Below are 19279 nucleotides of genomic sequence, written 5' to 3'. Positions count from 1 at the left end.
ATTGATTGGCAGTTTGTAGGCGGCGATAAGTTGATATTGTGATAGGAGAATCTATTACTGTTCTTTTAATTTTTCTTGTTGTGCGATTAATAAATTGCGTAATATGTGTCCGCGGTAACTTTCTAGTTTTCTTCCTTCATGATAGCGCACACCTAATTTTTTTAGTTCAGCTACGTACCAGCCCTTTGTTCCGTAATACATGGGATCACTTCCTTTTTGCTTTTGAACAGTATATGTTGGGGGACGAAGTAACTTTACATTGAAAATAATAAGACTGGTTGTATCAAGGGGGCCCCCATAACATAGCCTCTGGACAGTGTATAAAAAAATAGACAGTAGTGTATGTTTTTCTAAACAATGCATACAAATTTATACCCTATGCGTTGGCATGATATTTGCAATGAAAAGAGTATCAACGTATAGGGGAGAGATCGAAATGAAGGTTAGTAAAATATATACAACGATTGATGCACACGTAGCTGGGGAGCCGCTTCGAATTATTACGGGCGGTGTGCCAGAAATAAAAGGGGAAACGCAGCTGGAAAGACGCGCCTACTGTATGGAACATTTGGATTACCTTCGTGAAGTTCTGATGTATGAACCGAGGGGGCATCACGGGATGTACGGTTGTATTATTACCCCGCCTGCAAGTGCTCACGCTGATTTTGGTGTGTTATTTATGCACAATGAAGGCTGGAGTACGATGTGTGGTCATGGCATTATCGCTGTCATTACAGTCGGAATTGAAACAGGCATGTTTGAAGTAAAGGGGGAAAAACAAAAGTTCATTATTGATAGCCCAGCCGGAGAAGTCATTGCGTATGCAACATATAACGGGAGTGAAGTAGAATCTGTATCATTTGAAAATGTTCCTTCATTTGTATACAAAAAAGACGTTCCTATTAAAATAGATAACTATGAATTTCAAGTAGATATTGCGTTTGGAGGAGCATTTTACGCTGTAGTAGACTGTAAAGAATTTGGTTTGAAAGTTGATTTTAAAGACTTGCCCGCTATTCAAACGTGGGGCGGTAAAATTAAACATTATATAGAGAGCAAAATGGAAGTGAAACACCCACTTGAAGAAGGATTGAAAGGAATATACGGCGTTATTTTTTCAGATGAACCGAAAGACAAAGGTGCTACGCTACGAAATGTAACGATTTTTGCTGATGGGCAAGTAGACCGTTCTCCTTGCGGTACAGGAACTTCTGCGAGAATCGCAACTCTTTTTGAAAAAGCTGCCTTGCAAAAAGGAGAAACATTCATTCATGAATGCATCACTGACGGGAAATTCGAGGGAGAAGTATTGTCGGTAACAGCGGTAGGTACATATGAAGCTGTCGTTCCGAAAGTGACAGGACAGGCATTTATTACGGGATTTCATCAATTTGTAGTAGAGCCGAGAGATGATTTGAACCGAGGGTTTTTGTTAGGATAGAAGGAGGGGGTGGAAAGATATGCTAGTTATAAGCGCGAACGAACAAAGAAACTTAGTAAATATGAATGAAGTTATTGAATACGCGGCGCTTGCTTTAAAAGAATTTTCCGCAGAAAGAACAATTACACCAATAAGAGGCTCATTACCATTTGCGAACGAGCAAAATACGGCATTAATTATGCCTTCAGTAGCGGAAGGACTTGAGGCACTTGGAGTAAAAATAGTAACGGTAGTCCCGCAAAATAAACAGGTAGGAAAGAAAACGATCAACGGGATTGTGATGCTATCAGACTTTCAAACGGGAGAACCGCTCGCACTTTTAGAAGGATCGTACTTAACGATGATCCGAACAGGCGCCTTATCAGGAGTAGCGACAAAATATTTAGCTCGTCATAACGCAAAAACTTTATGTATTATCGGCACGGGTGAACAAGCGAAAGGAATTGCTGAAGCAATATTTGCGGTTAGAGATATCGAAAAAGTCATTTTATACAATCGCACAGAAGAAAAAGCGTATGCATTTGCGCAATATATACAAGAGAAATTAGGTAAACCAGCTTACGTTTACAGGGATCCAAATGAAGCAATACGTGAAGCAGACATTATCGTCACAACTACGAATGCATCCACACCAGTCTTCTCAGAAACACTACAAAAAGGCGTCCACGTAAACGCCGTCGGCTCATTCAGACCGAGCATGCAAGAACTACCCTCACATGCCATAGCTAAAGCAAACAAAGTAGTAGTCGAATCAAAAGAAGCAGCACTAGACGAAACAGGAGACCTTCAAGTTCCGATAAAAGAAGGTCTATTCAAAGCAAACGCCATTCACGCTGAACTTGGTCAAATTATAAGTGGAGAAAAAGCTGGACGCGAAAATGATGAAGAGATTACTGTTTTTAAATCGGTTGGTTTGGCAGTAGTAGATATTATTGTTGCGAAGTATTTGTATGAGAAAGCGGTGGAGCAAGGAGTAGGGAATAAGATTGAGTTTTGAGACTGCCTTTTGGTGGTCTTTTTTTCAATTCATCAAATGTCATGATAACCTCCTAAACGTGTTTTTTGTCTTTAATTTCATTCTACATTTTCGATCATATAAAACAATCATTTTAGAGGGGGTTTCTGTAAGTTGATAGTTTTTTAACTCATTTTATGAGGCTACTTATTCGTGGTCTTTTTATTTTCTCCTCCGCATAAATATAGTTTATCGCAAGAATGCATTAATAGATTACAAACTTTCTACCTTTGCGAAAAAGTTTGACAATACATACGGGTAGTGGTAATTTAAAACCTATAAGAAAACTCGGTATTAATTCCGAGTTTTCTTATAGGTGTAAATAGTCGAGAGGGGTCGAAATATGAAGAAGAAGTTGTTTGTATTACCATTTGTCCTACTATTATTTATTGCATTAGCTGCTTGTTCAGGGGAAAAAGATTCGAAGCAAGCAGGAACTAGTAAATCAGGGACTCCGAAAGATGGAGGAACGTTAACGATTGGTGTTAGCGATAATCCAGATACGATGAATCCGCTTTATGCGAATGATCGTGTGTCATTAACTGTGCAGCAGGCTTTATATGCGCCGCTATATCATATGGAAGACGGTAAGAAAAAGTTTGTTCTTGCTGAGAGCTTTACGCCTTCAGAAGATCAATTAACGTGGACACTGAAGTTAAAAGATAATTTGAAATGGCATGATGGTAAGAAAATTACATCAGACGATATAGCATTTACATTCCAATCTATTTTGGATGAGAAGCAAAATAGCTCAAGTCGTGAAAACTTTATTTTTAAAGGGAAACCCCTTGAGGTGAAAAAGGTAGATGAGTTAACAACTCAATTCGTTTTACCACAAGTAAGCGCATCTTTTGAAGGTGTGATGAATGATTTCTTCCCAATTCCGAAACATGTATTTGAAGGGGAAGCAGATTTAGCGAAGAGTAAGAAAAACTTACAGCCTGTAGGTTCAGGACCGTTTAAGTTTAAAGAGTATAAATCAGATGAGTACGTTGCATTAGATCGATTTGATGATTATGTAGGTGGGAAAGCTAAATTAGACTCTATCGTATACCGCGTTGTAAAAGACCGTAATACAGCAAATGTTTCACTGCAAAATGGTCAAATCAACATGAAAATGATTGAGCCGCAAGACTTTAAGAAATTGGATAGCACTGGGAACTTCTCAATGGTGACATTCCCTGAAGGTAGATTATTCTACTTATCTTATAACATGAATACAGATTTGATGAAGAAAAAAGAAGTGCGCCAAGCAATTGCGCATGCGTTAGATAAAAAAGAAATGATTAACTCAGCATTCGTTTCGGGTGAATTTGCAGAACCAGCAAATTCAATCTTAACGCCGGACGCTATGTATTATGCGAAAGATATTAAAGACTATAAGTATGATAAAAAAGAAGCGAAAGATTTATTAGCAAAAGCTGGCGTGAAAGATAACGAAAAAGTACGTGTGATGTATGTAACGAATAATAAAATCATGGAAAGCTTAGCGCTTTATACACAACAAAAATTAAAAGAAGTTGGCTTAGAAGTTGAACTAAATGCATTAGATGCTAGTGCAGCAAGTGAAAAAGGCTTAGATAAAGAGAATAAAGAATATGACATTACATTTGGTGGTTACATAATGGGACCTGAGCCAGATTCATATAAGAGCTTATTCTTAAGTAATGCTGAATACAATTATGCACGATATAAAAACGCTGATTTCGATAAGTTATGGGAAGAAGCTGCAGTTGAAACAGATAAAACAAAACGCGCAGAGCTATACCATAAAATTCAAGAGACAGCGAGAGAAGACGTACCTTATCTACCAATCGCGTATCCGAAAGCAGTTATTGCAGTAGATAAAAAGTTTGATGGATTAAAAGAAGCGAAAGCAATTCCTGTCACAATGTTTGAAGATCTATCTAAGATTTATGAAGTGAAATAAGAAACAATAAAGAAGCTGGTGGAAATCAGCTTCTTTAGCTTGAGGGGGGAAGTTTGTGTATAAAGTAATTGCGAAGAGGCTTTTAAATGCAATTCCGCTTTTATTTGTTATTTCTATTATTTCTTTTCTATTAATAAAGCTAGCGCCGGGGGATCCCGTTCGAAACTTTGTAACGCCAAACATGAGTCCAATTGATGTGGAGCGTATTCGCAAAAGTTTAGGACTAGATCAACCAATTTACGTGCAGTATTTTTTATGGTTAAAAAACATTTTAACAGGAAATTTTGGTTACTCACTTCAAAATCATCGTCCTGTTTTGGAACTTATCACAGAAAGATTACCTGCAACAATTGGATTAATGGGATCATCTTTACTCGTCTCATTCGTAATCGCAATACCACTTGGACTATTTACAGGTGTGAAAAAGAATTCATTCTTTGACCGCATTGTAAACTTTATTTCATACGTTGGTATTTCTATGCCGGTTTTCTGGTTTGCACTACTATTAGTCTACTTATTCTCTTTAAAATTGAACCTACTTCCGAGTATGGGTATGCGCACCGTAGGTAAAGATTCTGTCTGGGATATTGTGCAACACGGTATTTTACCTTGCATGGTGCTTGCGTTCCAAAACGTATCTGTTTATATGAGATATATTCGTTCAAGTACGATTCAGCAATTAGAAGAAGAATATGTACAAATTCAATATGCGTATGGTGCTTCAAAGAAAACAGTGTTATTTAATCACGTACTTCGAAATGTATTAATACCGATCATTACAATTTTCGGATTATCGATTCCAAGTTTAGTAGGCGGAGCGTTTATTACGGAAACAGTATTTTCATGGCCGGGTCTTGGTTCACTTGGGGTAAATGCTATTTTTAGATTTGATTATCCGATTATCATGGCAATTACATTACTATCATCATTTATGTTAATTCTCGGTAACTTAATTGCTGATATTTTATATGGCGTAGTAGATCCGCGCATTCGAATGAGGGGGTGATTTGGAATGAATAATAGGAGATTTCAAACGATAAAACATAGCTTTACGAAAAATAAGTTTGTTGCAATGGGAGTTATTATACTTGCGATTTTAACGGTCGCATCAATTTTCGCATTCGTATCGCCGTACGATCCTAGCAAAATGTCGATTCCAGATCGCTTACAAGAACCAAGTATGAGTCATCCTTTCGGAACGGATGATTACGGAAGGGATTACTTAACGAGAGCGTTATATGGCGGACGAGTTTCACTTGCGGTCGGTTTCCTTGCGATGGTTGTTTCTATTACAATCGGTACTGCAGTTGGAACAATTAGCGGATATTTTGGCGGAAAGTTAGACAACTTTTTAATGCGAGTTGTTGAAGTACTTATGTCAATTCCATCATTCTTTTTAATGCTACTATTAAATGCGTATTTAAAACCAGGAATTACGACGTTAGTTCTTATTATCGGATTACTAACATGGATGGACACCGCCCGTATTGTAAGGGCAGAAACGTTATCTGTAAAAGAGCGTGAGTACGTTTTATACGCAAAAGTATCAGGACAAAAATCACTTATGATTATTGTAAGACATATCATTCCTAACATTTTATCAACCATTATTATCGCCGCGACATTAACGATTGCGACATCGATTTTAATGGAATCATCACTTAGTTTCCTAGGTTTAGGTATTAGAGAACCAGATTCTTCTTGGGGCAGCATGCTAAACAATGCGCAAGGATATATTGGTGAAGCTTGGTATTTAACACTCTTCCCAGGATTCCTTATCCTTTTAACGGTACTTAGTTTTAACGTAATTGGTGAAGCATTGAAGAAAGCTTTCGCACCAAAAGGAGCCGGACATGAAAACTAAAGTGTTAAGTGAAAGGAGTGAGAAGCGTGTCTGAAAAACTACTAGAAGTGAAAAATTTAAAGACTTCTTTTTTCATAGAAAGTGGCGAAGTTGAAGCGGTTCGCGGCGTTACATTTCGCTTAAATAAAGGAGAAGTAGTTGGTATCGTTGGGGAATCTGGAAGCGGGAAGAGTGTAATGGCGAAGTCTGTTATGTCTCTCGTTACGTCACCAGGAAAAGTGAAAGAAGGGGAAATCCTTTTTCATAATGAAAACATACTTTCTAAATCTGAAAAAGAATTACGTTCTATTAGAGGAAATCAAATTTCACTTATCTCTCAAGACCCAATGTCAGCGCTAAATCCAGTCGTGAAAATTGGGAAACAAATGACGGAAGTAATTATACGTCATCAAAAAGTGAAAAAGAAAGAAGCAGAGCAGATCGCAATCAACTTGTTAAAGCAAGTCGGCCTTTCGTCACCAGAAGAAAGGGTAAAACAATATCCGCATGAACTAAGCGGTGGTATGAAGCAGCGGGTTATGATTGCAATGGCGATGTCTTGTAACCCTGACCTTCTTATTGCTGACGAACCGACGACTGCACTTGATGTAACGATACAAGCACAAATACTAGATTTAATGAAAAACTTGAAGAACGAAACGAATATGGCGTTACTTCTTATTACGCATGACTTAGGAATTGTCGCGCAAAACTGTACGCGCGTCATCGTTATGTACGGCGGGCTTATTATGGAAGAAGGACCTGTACTTGATATTTTCCAAGCGCCGAATCATCCATATACGAAAGGGCTATTAAACTCTCTGCCAAAAATATCGAACGGCGTAAAGGAAAGGCTCGCTCCTATTCAAGGTGTAACGCCAAACTTATTAAACCCACCACAAGGTTGCCCATTCGCAGAGCGTTGCCCGCATGCGATGGACATTTGTGAAAAAGAACGTCCGCCATATTTTGAAATCGGAAACGAAAGACGTTCTATGTGTTGGTTAAATGATAGGGCGGTAGGTGATTTCCATGCATGAAGAAAACTTAATTGAAGTTCGGAACTTAAAAAAGTATTTTTCTATTAAAAAAGGACTATTCGGCAGAAAGACAGAGCAATTAAAAGCAGTCGATGACTTAAGCTTTACAATTAAAAAAGGTGAAACATTCGGGTTAGTAGGAGAATCTGGCTGCGGAAAATCAACGACAGGAAGAAGCATCATTCGTTTACACGACGTCACTTCAGGTAACGTTTTATTCGACGGAAAAGATATCGCAAGTTTAAAGGAAAGTGAACTAAAAGAATATCGAAAAAGAATGCAAATCATTTTCCAAGATCCATACGCATCATTAAACCCGGCAATGAACGTATTCCAAATTATTAGTGAGCCAATGAACATTCATGGATCTTATGAAAAAGAAGAACAAAAAGAAATCATATTAGACCTGCTTAAAAAGGTAGGCTTAAAAGAAGAACATTTATATCGCTACCCGCACGAATTTAGCGGGGGCCAGCGCCAGCGCATTAGCATCGCGCGCGCACTATCTGTAAAACCAGACTTTATCCTATGTGACGAACCAATCTCAGCACTAGATGTCTCAGTCCAAGCGCAAGTCGTAAACATGCTGCAAGACATTCAAGAAGAAACAGGAGTCACATACTTATTCATCGCACATGACCTATCAATGGTAAGGCACATATCAGACCGCATCGGAGTCATGTACTTAGGAAACATAGTAGAAATTGCCGACAGCGAAGACTTATACACAAAACCGGCACATCCATACACACAAGCACTACTCTCATCTATGCCAGAACCAGATCCAACAAACATTGGTAAAGAACGGATCATTTTGCAAGGAGAAGTACCAAGCCCGCTCAACTCACCGTCCGGCTGCAAATTCAGAACGCGCTGCAAATTCGCCACTGAAAAATGCGCACAGGAAGTACCGAAGATGGTTGAGATTGCGAAAGGGCATCAGGTGGCTTGTCATTTGTTTTAGAGGGAGAGCACCAGGGGGACCTGGTGCTTTTTTCTTTTGCGTTGGGGTGTGGGATTGGTTGTTAGTTTAGGAGATAACGTGCTCGAAATTTGTCGGTAAATCGATATGTTGTGTCGAAACGTTGATATATTCGGAGTTACGATCGATATAATCGAATAATCGTTGATATATTTTTGTAAAGAGTGGGATTAGTTGTAGATTAATGTAGAAATTTAATGTTTTCGAAAAAAAGAATTGACTTCTATATTAGTTGTAACTAAAATAGTTACATAAAGATGTAATCAATTTAGTTACAACTAATATCTGCTAAAAATATGATTTATATATTTAATTAAGGATGGTGGTCCATACGTTGCCACCCGGTGTAGAAAGTTACTAACACATTCAAATCGATGCATATTCTAAGCTTTAGTATTTTCTGTTACGGGGCAATAAGGTGAAACGTTATCTTTTGTTAAAAACCTTGGTGGATCTTTCTTTGGAAATATTAGTTTTGGGGAAATATAGTAAGGTATCTAAAAAAGAATAAGGTATAAAAAGATGTACCTATATAAACCAAAAATTTAGTTGAGCTGGATAATAAAAAAAGGTAGGAGATTTAAATGGAGACGAAACAAGATAATCTTATTTACGTATGGGATGCATATTGTGGATGGTGCTATGGTTTTTCAGAAAGTATTAAAGGATTTTACAAAAACCACACTGAAGTACCATTAACGGTTTTATGTGGAGGGTTATTTTTGGATAATTTACCAATGAAACACTTCTCATATATAGAAGAAGGAAATAAAAGAATTAATCAACTTACAGGTGCTGAATTTGGTCCTTCCTATCAAAAATTGGTGGAGGAAGGGACTTTTAAAATGAATTCGAAAGATGCTGCAATTGGTTTTTCAGCTTTACGCTCATTAGCGCCAGCCCGTTTATTAGAATTCACTTCGGCTATGCAAAAAGCGTTTTATTATGAGGGCCAAAGTCTGAGTGATCCAGAAACATATCGCAAAATTGCAATCGAGCATGGTCTGGACCCTGAACAAGTATTAGAACGTTTAAACGCTCAAGAAACAATAATAGATGTCCAAAATGATTTTAATAAAGTTCGACAGCTTGGTGTTAATAGCTATCCTTCATTACTTTTACAAAAGGATAATCAAATTATTCCTATTGGTGGTGGCGTAATGACGCCGGATAAAATTGAAGCGCGTTTTAAAAATTTATATTAAGAAAATTTAGGATATAGTAGCAAACATGTTATCTTAAGCCACCTGACATTTATCTCCGGAATATTCGCCAGTACTATTACACTTTCAGATAAATGGGAGTGGGAGATTTTATCCCGCTTTAACGGGCAGTAAGACCCCCACCTCAAAATTCAGTGGAAGCAAAGAAGTTAGGTGGGGGATCAACTGTCCGTAAAAGTCCGATTGGTGTGGGCTAATAATCAGTGGGGGATGAACAAAACCCCCACTGATTAAAGTTTCACTTTATCGGAACAAGATAAAAATATGATAATTAGTTTATAACTTTAACAAAAGGAGAATAACATACTATGTTTAAAACAATCGATACAAATCAAAAAGATGTGAAATTAACGGTGTTTAGTTCGGACGAAAAAAGCTTTATGGTCACAGCAACATTAGTTGAGAAAGCAGGACATGCATTTTTAATAAACTCAAAATTTACTCAATCTGATTCGAAAGAAATTGTGGAGTATCTGAAAAAAAATAACTTATCTTTAGATAAAATCTTTATTATTCATGGGGATCCAGACTACTACTTTGGATTAGAGAGCATTAAAGCCGTTTACCCAGAAGCTATAGCGTATGCAACAGAGTCTACTGTTGAACATATCGTTCATTCTGTCTTAGGGAAATTAAAAGTTTGGAAAGACGCCCTTGGAGAAAATGCACCAAGTAACGTGGTATTACCTCAAGTGTTTAAAGAAAAAGTGATTGATTTTCAGGGGTTAACATTTGAACTAGTAGGCTTAGATCATTACAGAACTAGCCTATTTAATAAAGAACTAAAAGTATTAATTGGTGGTATTGATGTCTTTAACGAAATACATGTATTCTTAGCGGATACTAGCTCAAAAGCGACTATGGAGGCGTGGATTGAGAACTTGAAAGTATTACAAGCGTTACATGCTGACATAATTGTACCTAGCCATGGATCAATTGAAAAATCCCTAAATAATCAAGCACTTACTGCGACAATGGATTATCTAAGAACTGCGGTTCAAGCTTCTGAGGAAAGTGGAACTTCAAAAGATTTTGTGGCAAAACTTGAAGCAGCATATCCAGGCTATGCAAATAAAGGTGTATTAGAATTAAGTGCAAAAGTTGTAACAAAAGAAATGCCTTGGGGTTAATGATATGAATAAATATCAAAAGCTATTACATGAAACGTATGTGTTAACTGGCGAAGGGAAATTGGATGCGTTCAAAACGTATTTAAGTGAAAATGTATCTTGGACAGAAGCTGCTGGGTTTCCATATGCAGGTACTTATATAGGTCCAGATGAAGTAGTGAAAAACGTACATGAACGTCTTGGCACAGAATGGGATGACTATAGCGCTAAAGATGAAATCTATGCTTTTAATAACAATACTGTTATCGTGTATGGAAAATATAGTGGGACATATAAAGCTACAGGGAAATCGTTCATAGCAGATTTTTGTCACCTTTATAAGTTTGATGAGAACGATAAGGTTAAGAAGTTTATTCAAATTGTGGACAGTGCAACTGTTAATGAGGTATTAAGTTAGAATGAATCGTTTCTAATATGCCTTGTATAGGGGGAGGTTAGGATAAATGAAATTCCTAACATTACCTCTGACATTACATTTTGGGGAAGGTTTCTCCTTCTTCAAGCTTTTTATAGAAGAAAACTTATTTAAGTAGAAGAGGTAGGTATATATGAAATTAGAGAAAAGTTTAATCATAACAATTATTTCTGTATTTATTTTAGGAGTAGTTTCGACTTTGGTATATCAAGCTTCCACTGGTAATAACAAAGGTAACTCAATTAAGAGCGAGAATGTCGCTTCTGTATCAAAAGAAGTAAAAGAAAATGAAAAGAATAAAAAGATGGTAGTTGATTTCTATAATGAAGTTTTTAACAAACATAATATCGATATTATCCCTAAATATGTTAGCGAAGATTATAAGCAACATAATCCTTTTGTTGCTGATGGACGAAAAGCCTTCATGGATTTCTTTAAGGAGGATTTTGTTAAAAATCCTAATTCCTCTGCAGAGATTAAACGTGTAGTAGCTGAAGGGGATACAGTTGCTCTTCATGTACATTCTCGTACTAATTCTCAAGATAAGGGAGTTGCTATAGTGGATATATTTCGTATCAAGGATGGAAAGATTGTCGAACACTGGGATGTAATTCAAGAGATTCCAAGTGAAGCAGCTAATGATAATACGATGTTTTAGATAGAAGATATATTTAATAATTGTTTAAATGATAGTGCTGTATAGAATTTAGAAATTTAGATAATAAGTTATCAAATTTGGAAAACATTTAAAAATAGCATATTAAATGATGGCATAAATTAATACGAAATAGCTCTTTAATAAAAAATCCTACCCATTAAAAAATGAGTAGGATTTTTTATTAAAGAATAGTGCTAATTTTGTGGTTCGGCACCATCTAAATTTGGAAACCATGAAAGTATAGGTACTCTATATCCACGTAAAGTAAAATTGTAATTTTTTCCTTCTTTTATGTTTGCTTGCAGATCCACTGAATGAAACTTCATCATAAGAAGGCTATCTTCATTAGAAATAATTTTTTCGGTTCCATTTTTTTGCTCAACCTAGTACAATCTCACCAGTTTAAAAAAGACCACCATTACTGGCAGTCCTTTTTTGGTAGTTTTAGAAATTAAATTATAACATATTAATATACAAATTATAAATATACTTTTACAAAAGATACTATAAGTTTTTTATAATTCTTGATTTCTCAATTTTCATTGCATAATGAATTTTTCTATGGGTATTAACAACTAACATTAAAATTATCAATTCACTAGATTATTAGAAAAAACTGGTTATCTATATAATTATTTGGTAAAATATAGATATAATTTAAGAGGGTAAAGTTAATATAGATCAACTAAGTAATGCTAAGAAAATGTTTTATTGCATAAAAAAAGGCTCCATTGCTGGAGCACTCAAAATAAACAAACGAATTAAAACAAGAAACAGACAATTTAACTATATAGATAAAACATAAACAAATCTATATATATGTAAAAATGCATATAAAAACTCTATTTATTGATGCTATAATAGTTTTACTCGATGATTGTTATATTTTTTTATGGTTTTTAAGCAATAAATACCTTCTTAACACCAATTGTACAAGTAAAAGAAGACATCTTAAGCGATGTCTTCTTTTCTTATATAATAACAACACAATAAAATTAAGATGGTTCAAGTGGGAGGAAGGCACCTTTGGGTGTTTTTTCTTTGTCGAATTTGCCTAATAGGGGCAGCACCACATTGCTATCAAGTTAAAAAATTTTTTCACCCAAAACAAAAAAACGAGCTGAATTCACATAAATAACTATGGAAGAAAACAAAAACTTGGGATTAAAGAACTTGTGATGTATGACTATATTGGCTGTTTTTATCCAGAAGAATACATTAATCCTGATTATACATTTGTAGGATTGCTTAATTGAATAGGATCTAGAAACAGATGATCTTCAAATTCCGATAAAACTAGCAGTCTCCACGCCGAACTTGGACAAATCCTAAGCAGGGAAAAAACGGACGCGAAAATGATGAAGAGATTACTATTTTCAAATCAGTTAGTTTGGCTGTAGTAGATATTATCGTTGCGAATTATTTGTATGAGAAAGTAGTGGAGCGCGGGATGGAATTGAGCTTTGAGGGACTGCCTTTTGGTGGTCTTTTTTTGCATAAAATCTTGTAAATCTAGAAAAAGTAGGATATTTAATGATTAGAATTGAATATTCATATTCTAATATTCAATAGAAAGATAAAACGTTTAAAAGTTCAAAATAATACATTATAATATATTTAGTAAAATTAACCAATTTATATTTTGCTCATTATGTATTAAAGGGGAAATGAAAATGGCTGGACAAATTCGTATGTCACCAGAGGAGCTTAAATCGAAAGCAGCTCGATATGGACAAGGTGCAAATCAAATTGAGGACATTTTAAGTCAACTACAAAATTTACAAAATGAATTAAGAGGAGAATGGGAAGGTCGTGCTTTCGAAGGTTTTGATCAACAGTTCAATCAATTAAAGCCAAAAGTACAAAACTTTGCACAGCTATTACAAGAAATTAATATGCAGCTTAATAAAACTGCAGAAGCTGTTGCTTCTCATGATGAAGAATTATCACGTAATTTCGGTTTGAAATAAAAATTGTCATACTCTATATAACAAGCATTTCAAATGAGCCATACAGCTTATATTGTATGGCTCATTTGATTGCATGCCCAACTTAGCTGGACACACGTTTAAAAAGAGTGATATTGATAGGGAATTTTCATATATTTATTGGGATTTCTTTGGCATGTTCTGAAAATTAGAGAAAGGATTTGAGTGATGGGACAATTTCAAAGTAATTTTCAAACGGCACAACAAATTGCTACGCAGATGAGAACAGCTTCGAATATAATCCAAAGTGCAACAAATCGTTCTATAACAAAGGCGACGCGTACAACACTATCTGTTAATTCCAAAGCACAAGAAGCGAATCAACAAATGTTAGATTTTACGAAACAATTTTCCACTGCCTTTCAACAAGCGATCGATAATATTCATTCAGTAGCCCAAGAGTTTGAGAGAATGGATAACGAACTTCACAACACTTTTCGCTAATGTGACAACCTACGTAAAGGTAAAATAGTAGGAGGAATATAATGAGTCAAGATATTGAAAAACAAATCAATCAAGTAAATCAAAAGTTAAGAAGTGTATTTGAAGAACAAGACCGAAATCAATCCGCGATTCACATTCAGGAGCAAGCGGAAGCAGATTTTTATGAATGGAGAGGTCGAAACCATCGTTTGTTTGATCGAATTTTAGGAACTTGGCATGGTGATAGAGAAATGTCTCAGTTTTTTATGAATACATATCAAGAGGCACAACATATTGAACGAAAAGTCACATTTGAATTGGAAAATAAAAAAGAAACGCTGCTTAAAGAAAGACGAAAGCTTAGTGATTTAGAAAACGACCTTTCCTATCAACAACAACAATTAGCGAGGGAGGTCAATGCATGAGTTTAAATATGTATTTAGGAGAAGTACAAAGCCAAACTCAAAGCATGAATGCTGTATGTAACGCTACCATTCAAGGTATGGAACAAGTCATTCAGTCAATTGATGCCTTTGCAATTGATACTGTTCTACAAGGACAAACTTATAGCAGTGCAAAATCATTTTTTGTACAAACCTTTCGTCCTTTAGCGCAAGGAATCATTTATCTGTGTGAAGAGTTAATTCGCCAGAACGATGCTTTTCTAAGTCAATTTCAATCACAAGTCGCTTCCACAGATGTAATTGAACAAGAAATATTAGAACAAATTCGAGAAATTGACCGAATGAAAGCAAGTATGGAAGCCATCAGTCAAGCTATGCCAATCCCAGGTATGGACGCTATGGCGAATCTTTTTACTGTGATGAGGAAAAAACTGCAAGAAAAGCTGGATCATTTGTATCAATTCAATCAGACCTCTAGTAATAATTATAGTACAGCCCTTCAATTAGCAGCTAGTATTGCTGCAGGTCTTGCAGAAGTTCAAAGTGGGAAAGGGTTTAGTCCTGCAAGTGGTACATTTAGTACGCAAGGGTTGAATATGGAATGGACAACTTCAATTCAAGCGATTACAGAAGAGAGGGCACGACAAGCTGCCAATTCAATTGAAGAAGGTGAAATGTGTGGTAAGCTACCTGAAAAATCTACTGGTGAAAAAATTTGGGACGGTATTGTAGATGGTACGGGACAAGCAGTTAGCGATACAATAGACGGAATAAAAGCTTTAGGAGATTGGGAAACGTGGGAAAACATGGGGAACGCTGCTTTGCACCCTATTGATACCCTCAGTACGATGTATAATGTATTGTCAGATTCATTTATTAATGATGTAATAAATGGAGATGCTGAAAGTCGTGCTAAATGGGGAAGTTATGCTTTAACACAAGTTGGATTAGGACTTATTGGTGATAAAGGATTAAGTAAAGCAAGTAAATTAGGTCAAGCAGGTAAAGTGACCAAACTAGCAAAAAATAAGATTCCGCAAGCTGTTTCACATATTACAAGTAATTTACAAATGGGAGATCGCTTTGCTTTTGCTGGTGGAAATAGTTTGCGATTTAGATTTGATACGCCTGATTTTAAAAAAGCTGAAGAAAAGCTGTCGACCTATCAGTTTGCTAGAGGTGAAAGTAATTATGGTGGGAGTAATTTTGTTAATGAAAATCATAGATCTTCACTTTCTAATAGGGAAATTATATCTAATTTACAACATACAGAAAAATTTAGACCAAATACACTCAAACATATCCTAGAGGGTGAAATAAATTGGCGTGGTGACGCAATGGGTTATCATACTGAAGTATTGGAGAATACACCTGGAAAAATAATTAGCGGAACAGAAGAGATATTAAATGATCAAGGCATTTATAAAGCTAGGGTAGAAGTGAATGGAACCCCTAAAACTGGAAATAGAGGATTTTCTACATTTTTCCCTAAAGATTGGAGCCCGCAAAAGATTGTAGATAATATAAATGAAGCATATAATAATAGAACGTATGAATTTGGTAACACATATTCTGGAATAGGTTCAGAGGGTATAAGGATTAGCATGTATATAGATGGGAATGGGAAAATTATCTCTGCTTTCCCAGCGGAATAAATTTTATCTTTAGTATAAAGGAGTACAATAGTAATGAAATATCCATATAGCTTTGAAGTACTTACCAATGGAAAACTAGTTATGAGGCTTCCTCAAGAAATTAAACTTATGGAGACTTTTTTAGGCGTTGAAGTTTCTGCGTTTGGAGATTGGATTTTAGAAGAAATACATAGTGTTTTAAATGGGAAAGAAAATTACGTAGTAGTAAATGGAAACATTTGTGGTTTAGAAATTCGGAAAGATACAACTACTGTCCTAGACAATTTGGCTGAAGATGGTAAGGGAGATTTTTGTGAGATAGAAACGATTGAATTAGTAGATTTAATTCATATTTGGCAAGATAAACAAAAAGAATTTAAAAAAGGAAAAAATAAAGAATTGAAATAATAGATAGAGCTGACTTCTTATAGAGGTCAGCTCTATCTATTATTTCATATTTCTCCATTAACTCAGGTTTTAAAGTCTTTTTTCCTAAATCATTATCAGCAATAGTCATTGCAAAAGAATCTAAAGGTATTTAGATATGATGATGGGTGGAGAGATAGTTCGCATGAATTTTGGTGTGATCCATTTAGTGGATTAAGAATTCGTTTACAGGAAGAGATTGCTATTGTATCTGATTTTATAGAAAATTTATATGAAGTGGATGAATATATAAAGATTTTAGACGATGCTGTAGAAGGGAAATATCTCGATTTTGAATTAGAATATAATGCTGCAGTAGTAAATTCTAATAGTCCGTGGAAATGGAGGTAGATTAGTGGTGGAGAAAAATTAACAGCTCCCCAAAAAGCTATTATTAAGCAGGTTGCTATTGAGAAAGGTTTAATACCTGATGTTCCTATGAAATTAGGTACACAATATCCTGATTTTAAGAAAGCTGGTTTAATTATTAAATCGGATGAGTTACCAGAGGAAATGTGGTTGGCAAGTGACAAACAACAATTTAAATGGTTAGATGCCAGGTAAAATGGAATTAGTACCATTTGGAATACATAATAGCATATTTCATAAAGGTGGGCGGAGTGAAGGACATTGGTCTTATAGATCTAAAGGTAGGTAAAGAAATGGAGGAATTAAAATGAAGATTAAAAATGGTAGTGAACTTCAATCACCAAATGATGAATTAATTGAATCATTTGAGGAATATTGTGAGATAAAATTACCAAATGATTTTATAGATTTTTTGAAAAAATATAATGGCTCTATTCCAATTACTAATGTTTTTTCACATGAAAAAAACGAACTTTTAATTGAACGTTTCTTATGTTTGTTGGAGGACCCAGAAGATGATGATGAAAATGGTTGGTATGATATAGAGGTTGTATTATCTGATATCGATACTCGTTTAACGGATGATGAAGATTTAACAGGGATAAATGTTATTCCATTTGCTGTTTTATTCGCAGGTGATTTTCTTTGTTTAGATTTTAGAGAAAAGGAAATACCATCTGTTGTGGTATGGTATCATGAAGAATCAGAAGAGTTGAATCAGGTAACTAGTGAAGTTGCAGATAATTTTAGTGAGTTTTTAAGTATGTTAAAAGAATAATGTAAGAAAAATAATTAAATTTTATTTATGGGTTTGAATTTGTATTAAAGTTTTTTTGCTTTTAATATTTTAATTAAAAAAGAAGACTAATATTTGCTTTTTAATAGGTTGATATATATTTTAAAGAAATTAAAGGAGAAATGTATCAAGGATATTATCCTTTTCTTCTTTATTGATACCAATGTATTTAAGTGTAAATTGTGGGCGATATAGATTGTTATAAATCCTAGGAAACAGCAATTACAATACACTCTATTTCGTGGGGTATTTGGCATGGTATGTTCAGTAGGATTATTAGTTATAACCCAAAAGTTTGCATATGGAATGTTAGGATTACAAACTCCTATCTATTTTATTTTTTCGGTTGGTTTGTATATTTTTGCTATGAATTATTATTATAAAAATCATATTAAAAAACTTCAGGAATCAATCAAAAAATAAAATCATCGAAAAAAAACTCTGGTTTTGGAGTAGTGGCTTTTGTAGGATTGGGTCAACTCATTGCTAATATCAGTCTTGGTTTTGCAACACAAAAGATGGTAGCAATTGTATTAATGTGTGTATACTCCATGTTTTCGTTTATTTTGTTTCATTTCATTATGGAACTCCATAGGTACTATTATTTAAGGAAGCATATAGAAGATGGGGGAAAAGATAGTGATAAATAGGGAGTTTTATAATTATGAACAACATTACATGGATTAATGTAAGTGAGAAAAAAGTTACAGATGAACAAATTGAACAATTAGAAGAGTACTTTGGTATTAAATTTCCTAATGATTTTATTGAGTGTGTAAAGAAATATGATGGTGGCTATCCTACTCCAGATACATTCAATATTCCTAATCAGGATGAAGATTCACTTAATAACCTTTTAACCTTAGACTCTGAGAGAAAAATTTCTATGCTGCAAACATATAATAGTATAAAAGATAGATTGGTAGATAAAGTATATCCTTTTGCTAGAGACCCGTTTGGTAACCTTCTATGCTTTGATTACCGAAATAATCCTCAGTCACCAACAGTCGTATTTTGGGACCATGAGGAAGAAGAAATGGAAGAATCCATCTATCCTGTTTGTTCATCTTTTGCAGAATTACTTGATAGCTTATATGAGTTTGAAGACGAGGACGAATAATTAATTATGAGTAACAAAAGTAAGACTTATGTAAATTACGCATAAGTCTTTTTAATATTATCCCCAAGTTAAGAAGATTGAGGGGGGAAATTCTCATGAATCTAGGGGAGCTAGTTTAAAAGAAATTAAAAGACAATTAAATATACCTAGATTTCAACACCCGATTAGTCAAAAAATGGTACCATTAACAGATAGTAATGGTAAAAGGATATTAAATGATAATAAACAGCCTATTATGACTCGAGAATTAACATATGAAGTAAAAGGTCAAAAAATTATAATTCAAGATCATTCAGAGGGTCATAAGTTTGGAGAAGGTGGAATTGGAGATCAGCCACCGCATCATAATATAAGACCTGAATACAATACACGAACAGGACAGGTAGATGGTATGGAGGATCATTATTATTTTGATAAGAGAAATAAAAAATAGGGAGTATAA

At 35.0% G+C, this 19279-nt stretch carries 21 protein-coding genes and 5 pseudogenes; 24 read left to right on the top strand and 2 right to left on the bottom strand.

Translation table 11 applies throughout. The features are described 5' to 3' along the window. Positions 1 to 54 precede the first annotated feature (54 nt). Positions 55 to 330: a YflJ family protein gene (locus ACTFO4_RS17010; RefSeq protein ID WP_115609907.1), complete on the bottom strand. Its 276-nt coding sequence runs from the start codon at positions 328 to 330 to the stop codon at positions 55 to 57. 106 nt (positions 331 to 436) lie between these two features. Here ACTFO4_RS17010 and ACTFO4_RS17005 point away from each other — a divergent pair, with 106 nt between their 5' ends. The 21 genes and pseudogenes from ACTFO4_RS17005 to ACTFO4_RS16905 all read left to right on the top strand — a co-directional run bounded on the left by ACTFO4_RS17005 (position 437) and on the right by ACTFO4_RS16905 (position 17699). Continuing rightward, positions 437 to 1441 carry a proline racemase family protein gene (locus ACTFO4_RS17005; RefSeq protein ID WP_243820893.1) on the top strand — a complete coding sequence of 335 codons (1005 nt, stop codon included), beginning with the start codon at positions 437 to 439 and terminating at the stop codon, positions 1439 to 1441. Between the two features lie 19 nt (positions 1442 to 1460). After that, complete coding sequence (locus ACTFO4_RS17000) at positions 1461 to 2438, top strand: ornithine cyclodeaminase family protein (protein WP_061456842.1); 978 nt, start codon at positions 1461 to 1463, stop codon at positions 2436 to 2438. 361 nt (positions 2439 to 2799) lie between these two features. Beyond that, on the top strand, positions 2800 to 4386 hold the full coding sequence (locus ACTFO4_RS16995; RefSeq protein WP_006919772.1) for an ABC transporter substrate-binding protein: 1587 nt from the start codon (positions 2800 to 2802) through the stop codon (positions 4384 to 4386). A gap of 55 nt (positions 4387 to 4441) precedes the next feature. After that, positions 4442 to 5392 carry an ABC transporter permease gene (locus ACTFO4_RS16990; protein ID WP_000278778.1) on the top strand — a complete coding sequence of 317 codons (951 nt, stop codon included), beginning with the start codon at positions 4442 to 4444 and terminating at the stop codon, positions 5390 to 5392. Between the two features lie 6 nt (positions 5393 to 5398). Next, positions 5399 to 6250: an ABC transporter permease gene (locus tag ACTFO4_RS16985; RefSeq protein ID WP_001065278.1), complete on the top strand. Its 852-nt coding sequence runs from the start codon at positions 5399 to 5401 to the stop codon at positions 6248 to 6250. 26 nt (positions 6251 to 6276) lie between these two features. Continuing rightward, the gene (locus ACTFO4_RS16980) at positions 6277 to 7269 is read left to right on the top strand and encodes an ABC transporter ATP-binding protein (RefSeq protein WP_001291156.1); all 993 of its coding nucleotides are present in this window, start codon (positions 6277 to 6279) and stop codon (positions 7267 to 7269) included. Next, complete coding sequence (locus ACTFO4_RS16975; RefSeq protein WP_440013978.1) at positions 7262 to 8233, top strand: ABC transporter ATP-binding protein; 972 nt, start codon at positions 7262 to 7264, stop codon at positions 8231 to 8233. The genes ACTFO4_RS16980 and ACTFO4_RS16975 overlap by 8 nt, the downstream gene beginning before the upstream one ends. A gap of 602 nt (positions 8234 to 8835) precedes the next feature. Next, on the top strand, positions 8836 to 9456 hold the full coding sequence (locus ACTFO4_RS16970) for a DsbA family protein (RefSeq protein WP_326234556.1): 621 nt from the start codon (positions 8836 to 8838) through the stop codon (positions 9454 to 9456). A 326-nt stretch (positions 9457 to 9782) separates the two neighbouring features. Beyond that, positions 9783 to 10604: a hypothetical protein gene (locus tag ACTFO4_RS16965; RefSeq protein WP_025686887.1), complete on the top strand. Its 822-nt coding sequence runs from the start codon at positions 9783 to 9785 to the stop codon at positions 10602 to 10604. Positions 10605 to 10608: 4 nt separating this feature from the next. Next, the gene (locus ACTFO4_RS16960) at positions 10609 to 11001 is read left to right on the top strand and encodes a nuclear transport factor 2 family protein (RefSeq protein WP_001046359.1); all 393 of its coding nucleotides are present in this window, start codon (positions 10609 to 10611) and stop codon (positions 10999 to 11001) included. A gap of 151 nt (positions 11002 to 11152) precedes the next feature. After that, positions 11153 to 11677: a nuclear transport factor 2 family protein gene (locus tag ACTFO4_RS16955; RefSeq protein WP_000764214.1), complete on the top strand. Its 525-nt coding sequence runs from the start codon at positions 11153 to 11155 to the stop codon at positions 11675 to 11677. A gap of 1124 nt (positions 11678 to 12801) precedes the next feature. Beyond that, positions 12802 to 12918: pseudogene (locus ACTFO4_RS16950) on the top strand (DUF4176 domain-containing protein); the annotation flags it as partial. A 51-nt stretch (positions 12919 to 12969) separates the two neighbouring features. Beyond that, a pseudogene (locus ACTFO4_RS16945) lies at positions 12970 to 13187 on the top strand (hypothetical protein); the annotation flags it as partial. A 163-nt stretch (positions 13188 to 13350) separates the two neighbouring features. After that, positions 13351 to 13647, top strand: coding sequence for a WXG100 family type VII secretion target (locus tag ACTFO4_RS16940; protein ID WP_000918591.1), 297 nt, complete (start codon positions 13351 to 13353; stop codon positions 13645 to 13647). Positions 13648 to 13833: 186 nt separating this feature from the next. Beyond that, positions 13834 to 14109 carry a TIGR04197 family type VII secretion effector gene (locus ACTFO4_RS16935; RefSeq protein WP_016121983.1) on the top strand — a complete coding sequence of 92 codons (276 nt, stop codon included), beginning with the start codon at positions 13834 to 13836 and terminating at the stop codon, positions 14107 to 14109. A gap of 41 nt (positions 14110 to 14150) precedes the next feature. Then, complete coding sequence (locus ACTFO4_RS16930; protein WP_000076118.1) at positions 14151 to 14513, top strand: DUF3958 family protein; 363 nt, start codon at positions 14151 to 14153, stop codon at positions 14511 to 14513. Further along, a complete protein-coding gene (locus ACTFO4_RS16925) occupies positions 14510 to 16147 on the top strand; it encodes a ribonuclease (RefSeq protein ID WP_078421579.1) in 1638 nt (545 codons plus the stop codon). The genes ACTFO4_RS16930 and ACTFO4_RS16925 overlap by 4 nt, the downstream gene beginning before the upstream one ends. A gap of 33 nt (positions 16148 to 16180) precedes the next feature. Next, positions 16181 to 16534 (top strand): type II toxin-antitoxin system toxin, encoded by a 354-nt coding sequence (locus tag ACTFO4_RS16920; protein ID WP_000877046.1) that lies wholly within the window; start codon positions 16181 to 16183, stop codon positions 16532 to 16534. Positions 16535 to 16642: 108 nt separating this feature from the next. Beyond that, a pseudogene (locus tag ACTFO4_RS16915) lies at positions 16643 to 16873 on the top strand (hypothetical protein); the annotation flags it as partial. A 232-nt stretch (positions 16874 to 17105) separates the two neighbouring features. Then, positions 17106 to 17210: an HNH endonuclease gene (locus tag ACTFO4_RS16910; protein ID WP_098343272.1), complete on the top strand. Its 105-nt coding sequence runs from the start codon at positions 17106 to 17108 to the stop codon at positions 17208 to 17210. Between the two features lie 18 nt (positions 17211 to 17228). After that, the gene (locus ACTFO4_RS16905; protein ID WP_017674472.1) at positions 17229 to 17699 is read left to right on the top strand and encodes an SMI1/KNR4 family protein; all 471 of its coding nucleotides are present in this window, start codon (positions 17229 to 17231) and stop codon (positions 17697 to 17699) included. Between the two features lie 129 nt (positions 17700 to 17828). Here ACTFO4_RS16905 and ACTFO4_RS16900 read toward each other — a convergent pair. After that, positions 17829 to 17903 (bottom strand): annotated as a pseudogene (locus tag ACTFO4_RS16900) (integrase); the annotation flags it as partial. Between ACTFO4_RS16900 and ACTFO4_RS16895 the strand changes: the two are divergent. From ACTFO4_RS16895 to ACTFO4_RS16885, 3 genes and pseudogenes are all read left to right on the top strand, one after another. Continuing rightward, positions 17895 to 18367 (top strand): annotated as a pseudogene (locus tag ACTFO4_RS16895) (hypothetical protein); the annotation flags it as partial. The pseudogenes ACTFO4_RS16900 and ACTFO4_RS16895 sit on opposite strands and share 9 nt — an antisense overlap. A gap of 14 nt (positions 18368 to 18381) precedes the next feature. Further along, entirely contained in the window at positions 18382 to 18837 is a 456-nt protein-coding gene (locus tag ACTFO4_RS16890) for an SMI1/KNR4 family protein (protein WP_001060032.1), read from the top strand. A 235-nt stretch (positions 18838 to 19072) separates the two neighbouring features. Beyond that, on the top strand, positions 19073 to 19270 hold the full coding sequence (locus ACTFO4_RS16885; RefSeq protein ID WP_000196398.1) for an HNH/endonuclease VII fold putative polymorphic toxin: 198 nt from the start codon (positions 19073 to 19075) through the stop codon (positions 19268 to 19270). Positions 19271 to 19279 lie beyond the last annotated feature (9 nt).

The organism is Bacillus cereus group sp. MYBKT14-1, assembly GCF_051915185.1.
GTDB lineage: Bacteria > Bacillota > Bacilli > Bacillales > Bacillaceae_G > Bacillus_A > Bacillus_A cereus.
This window is presented reverse-complemented; position numbering and strand designations above follow the sequence as displayed.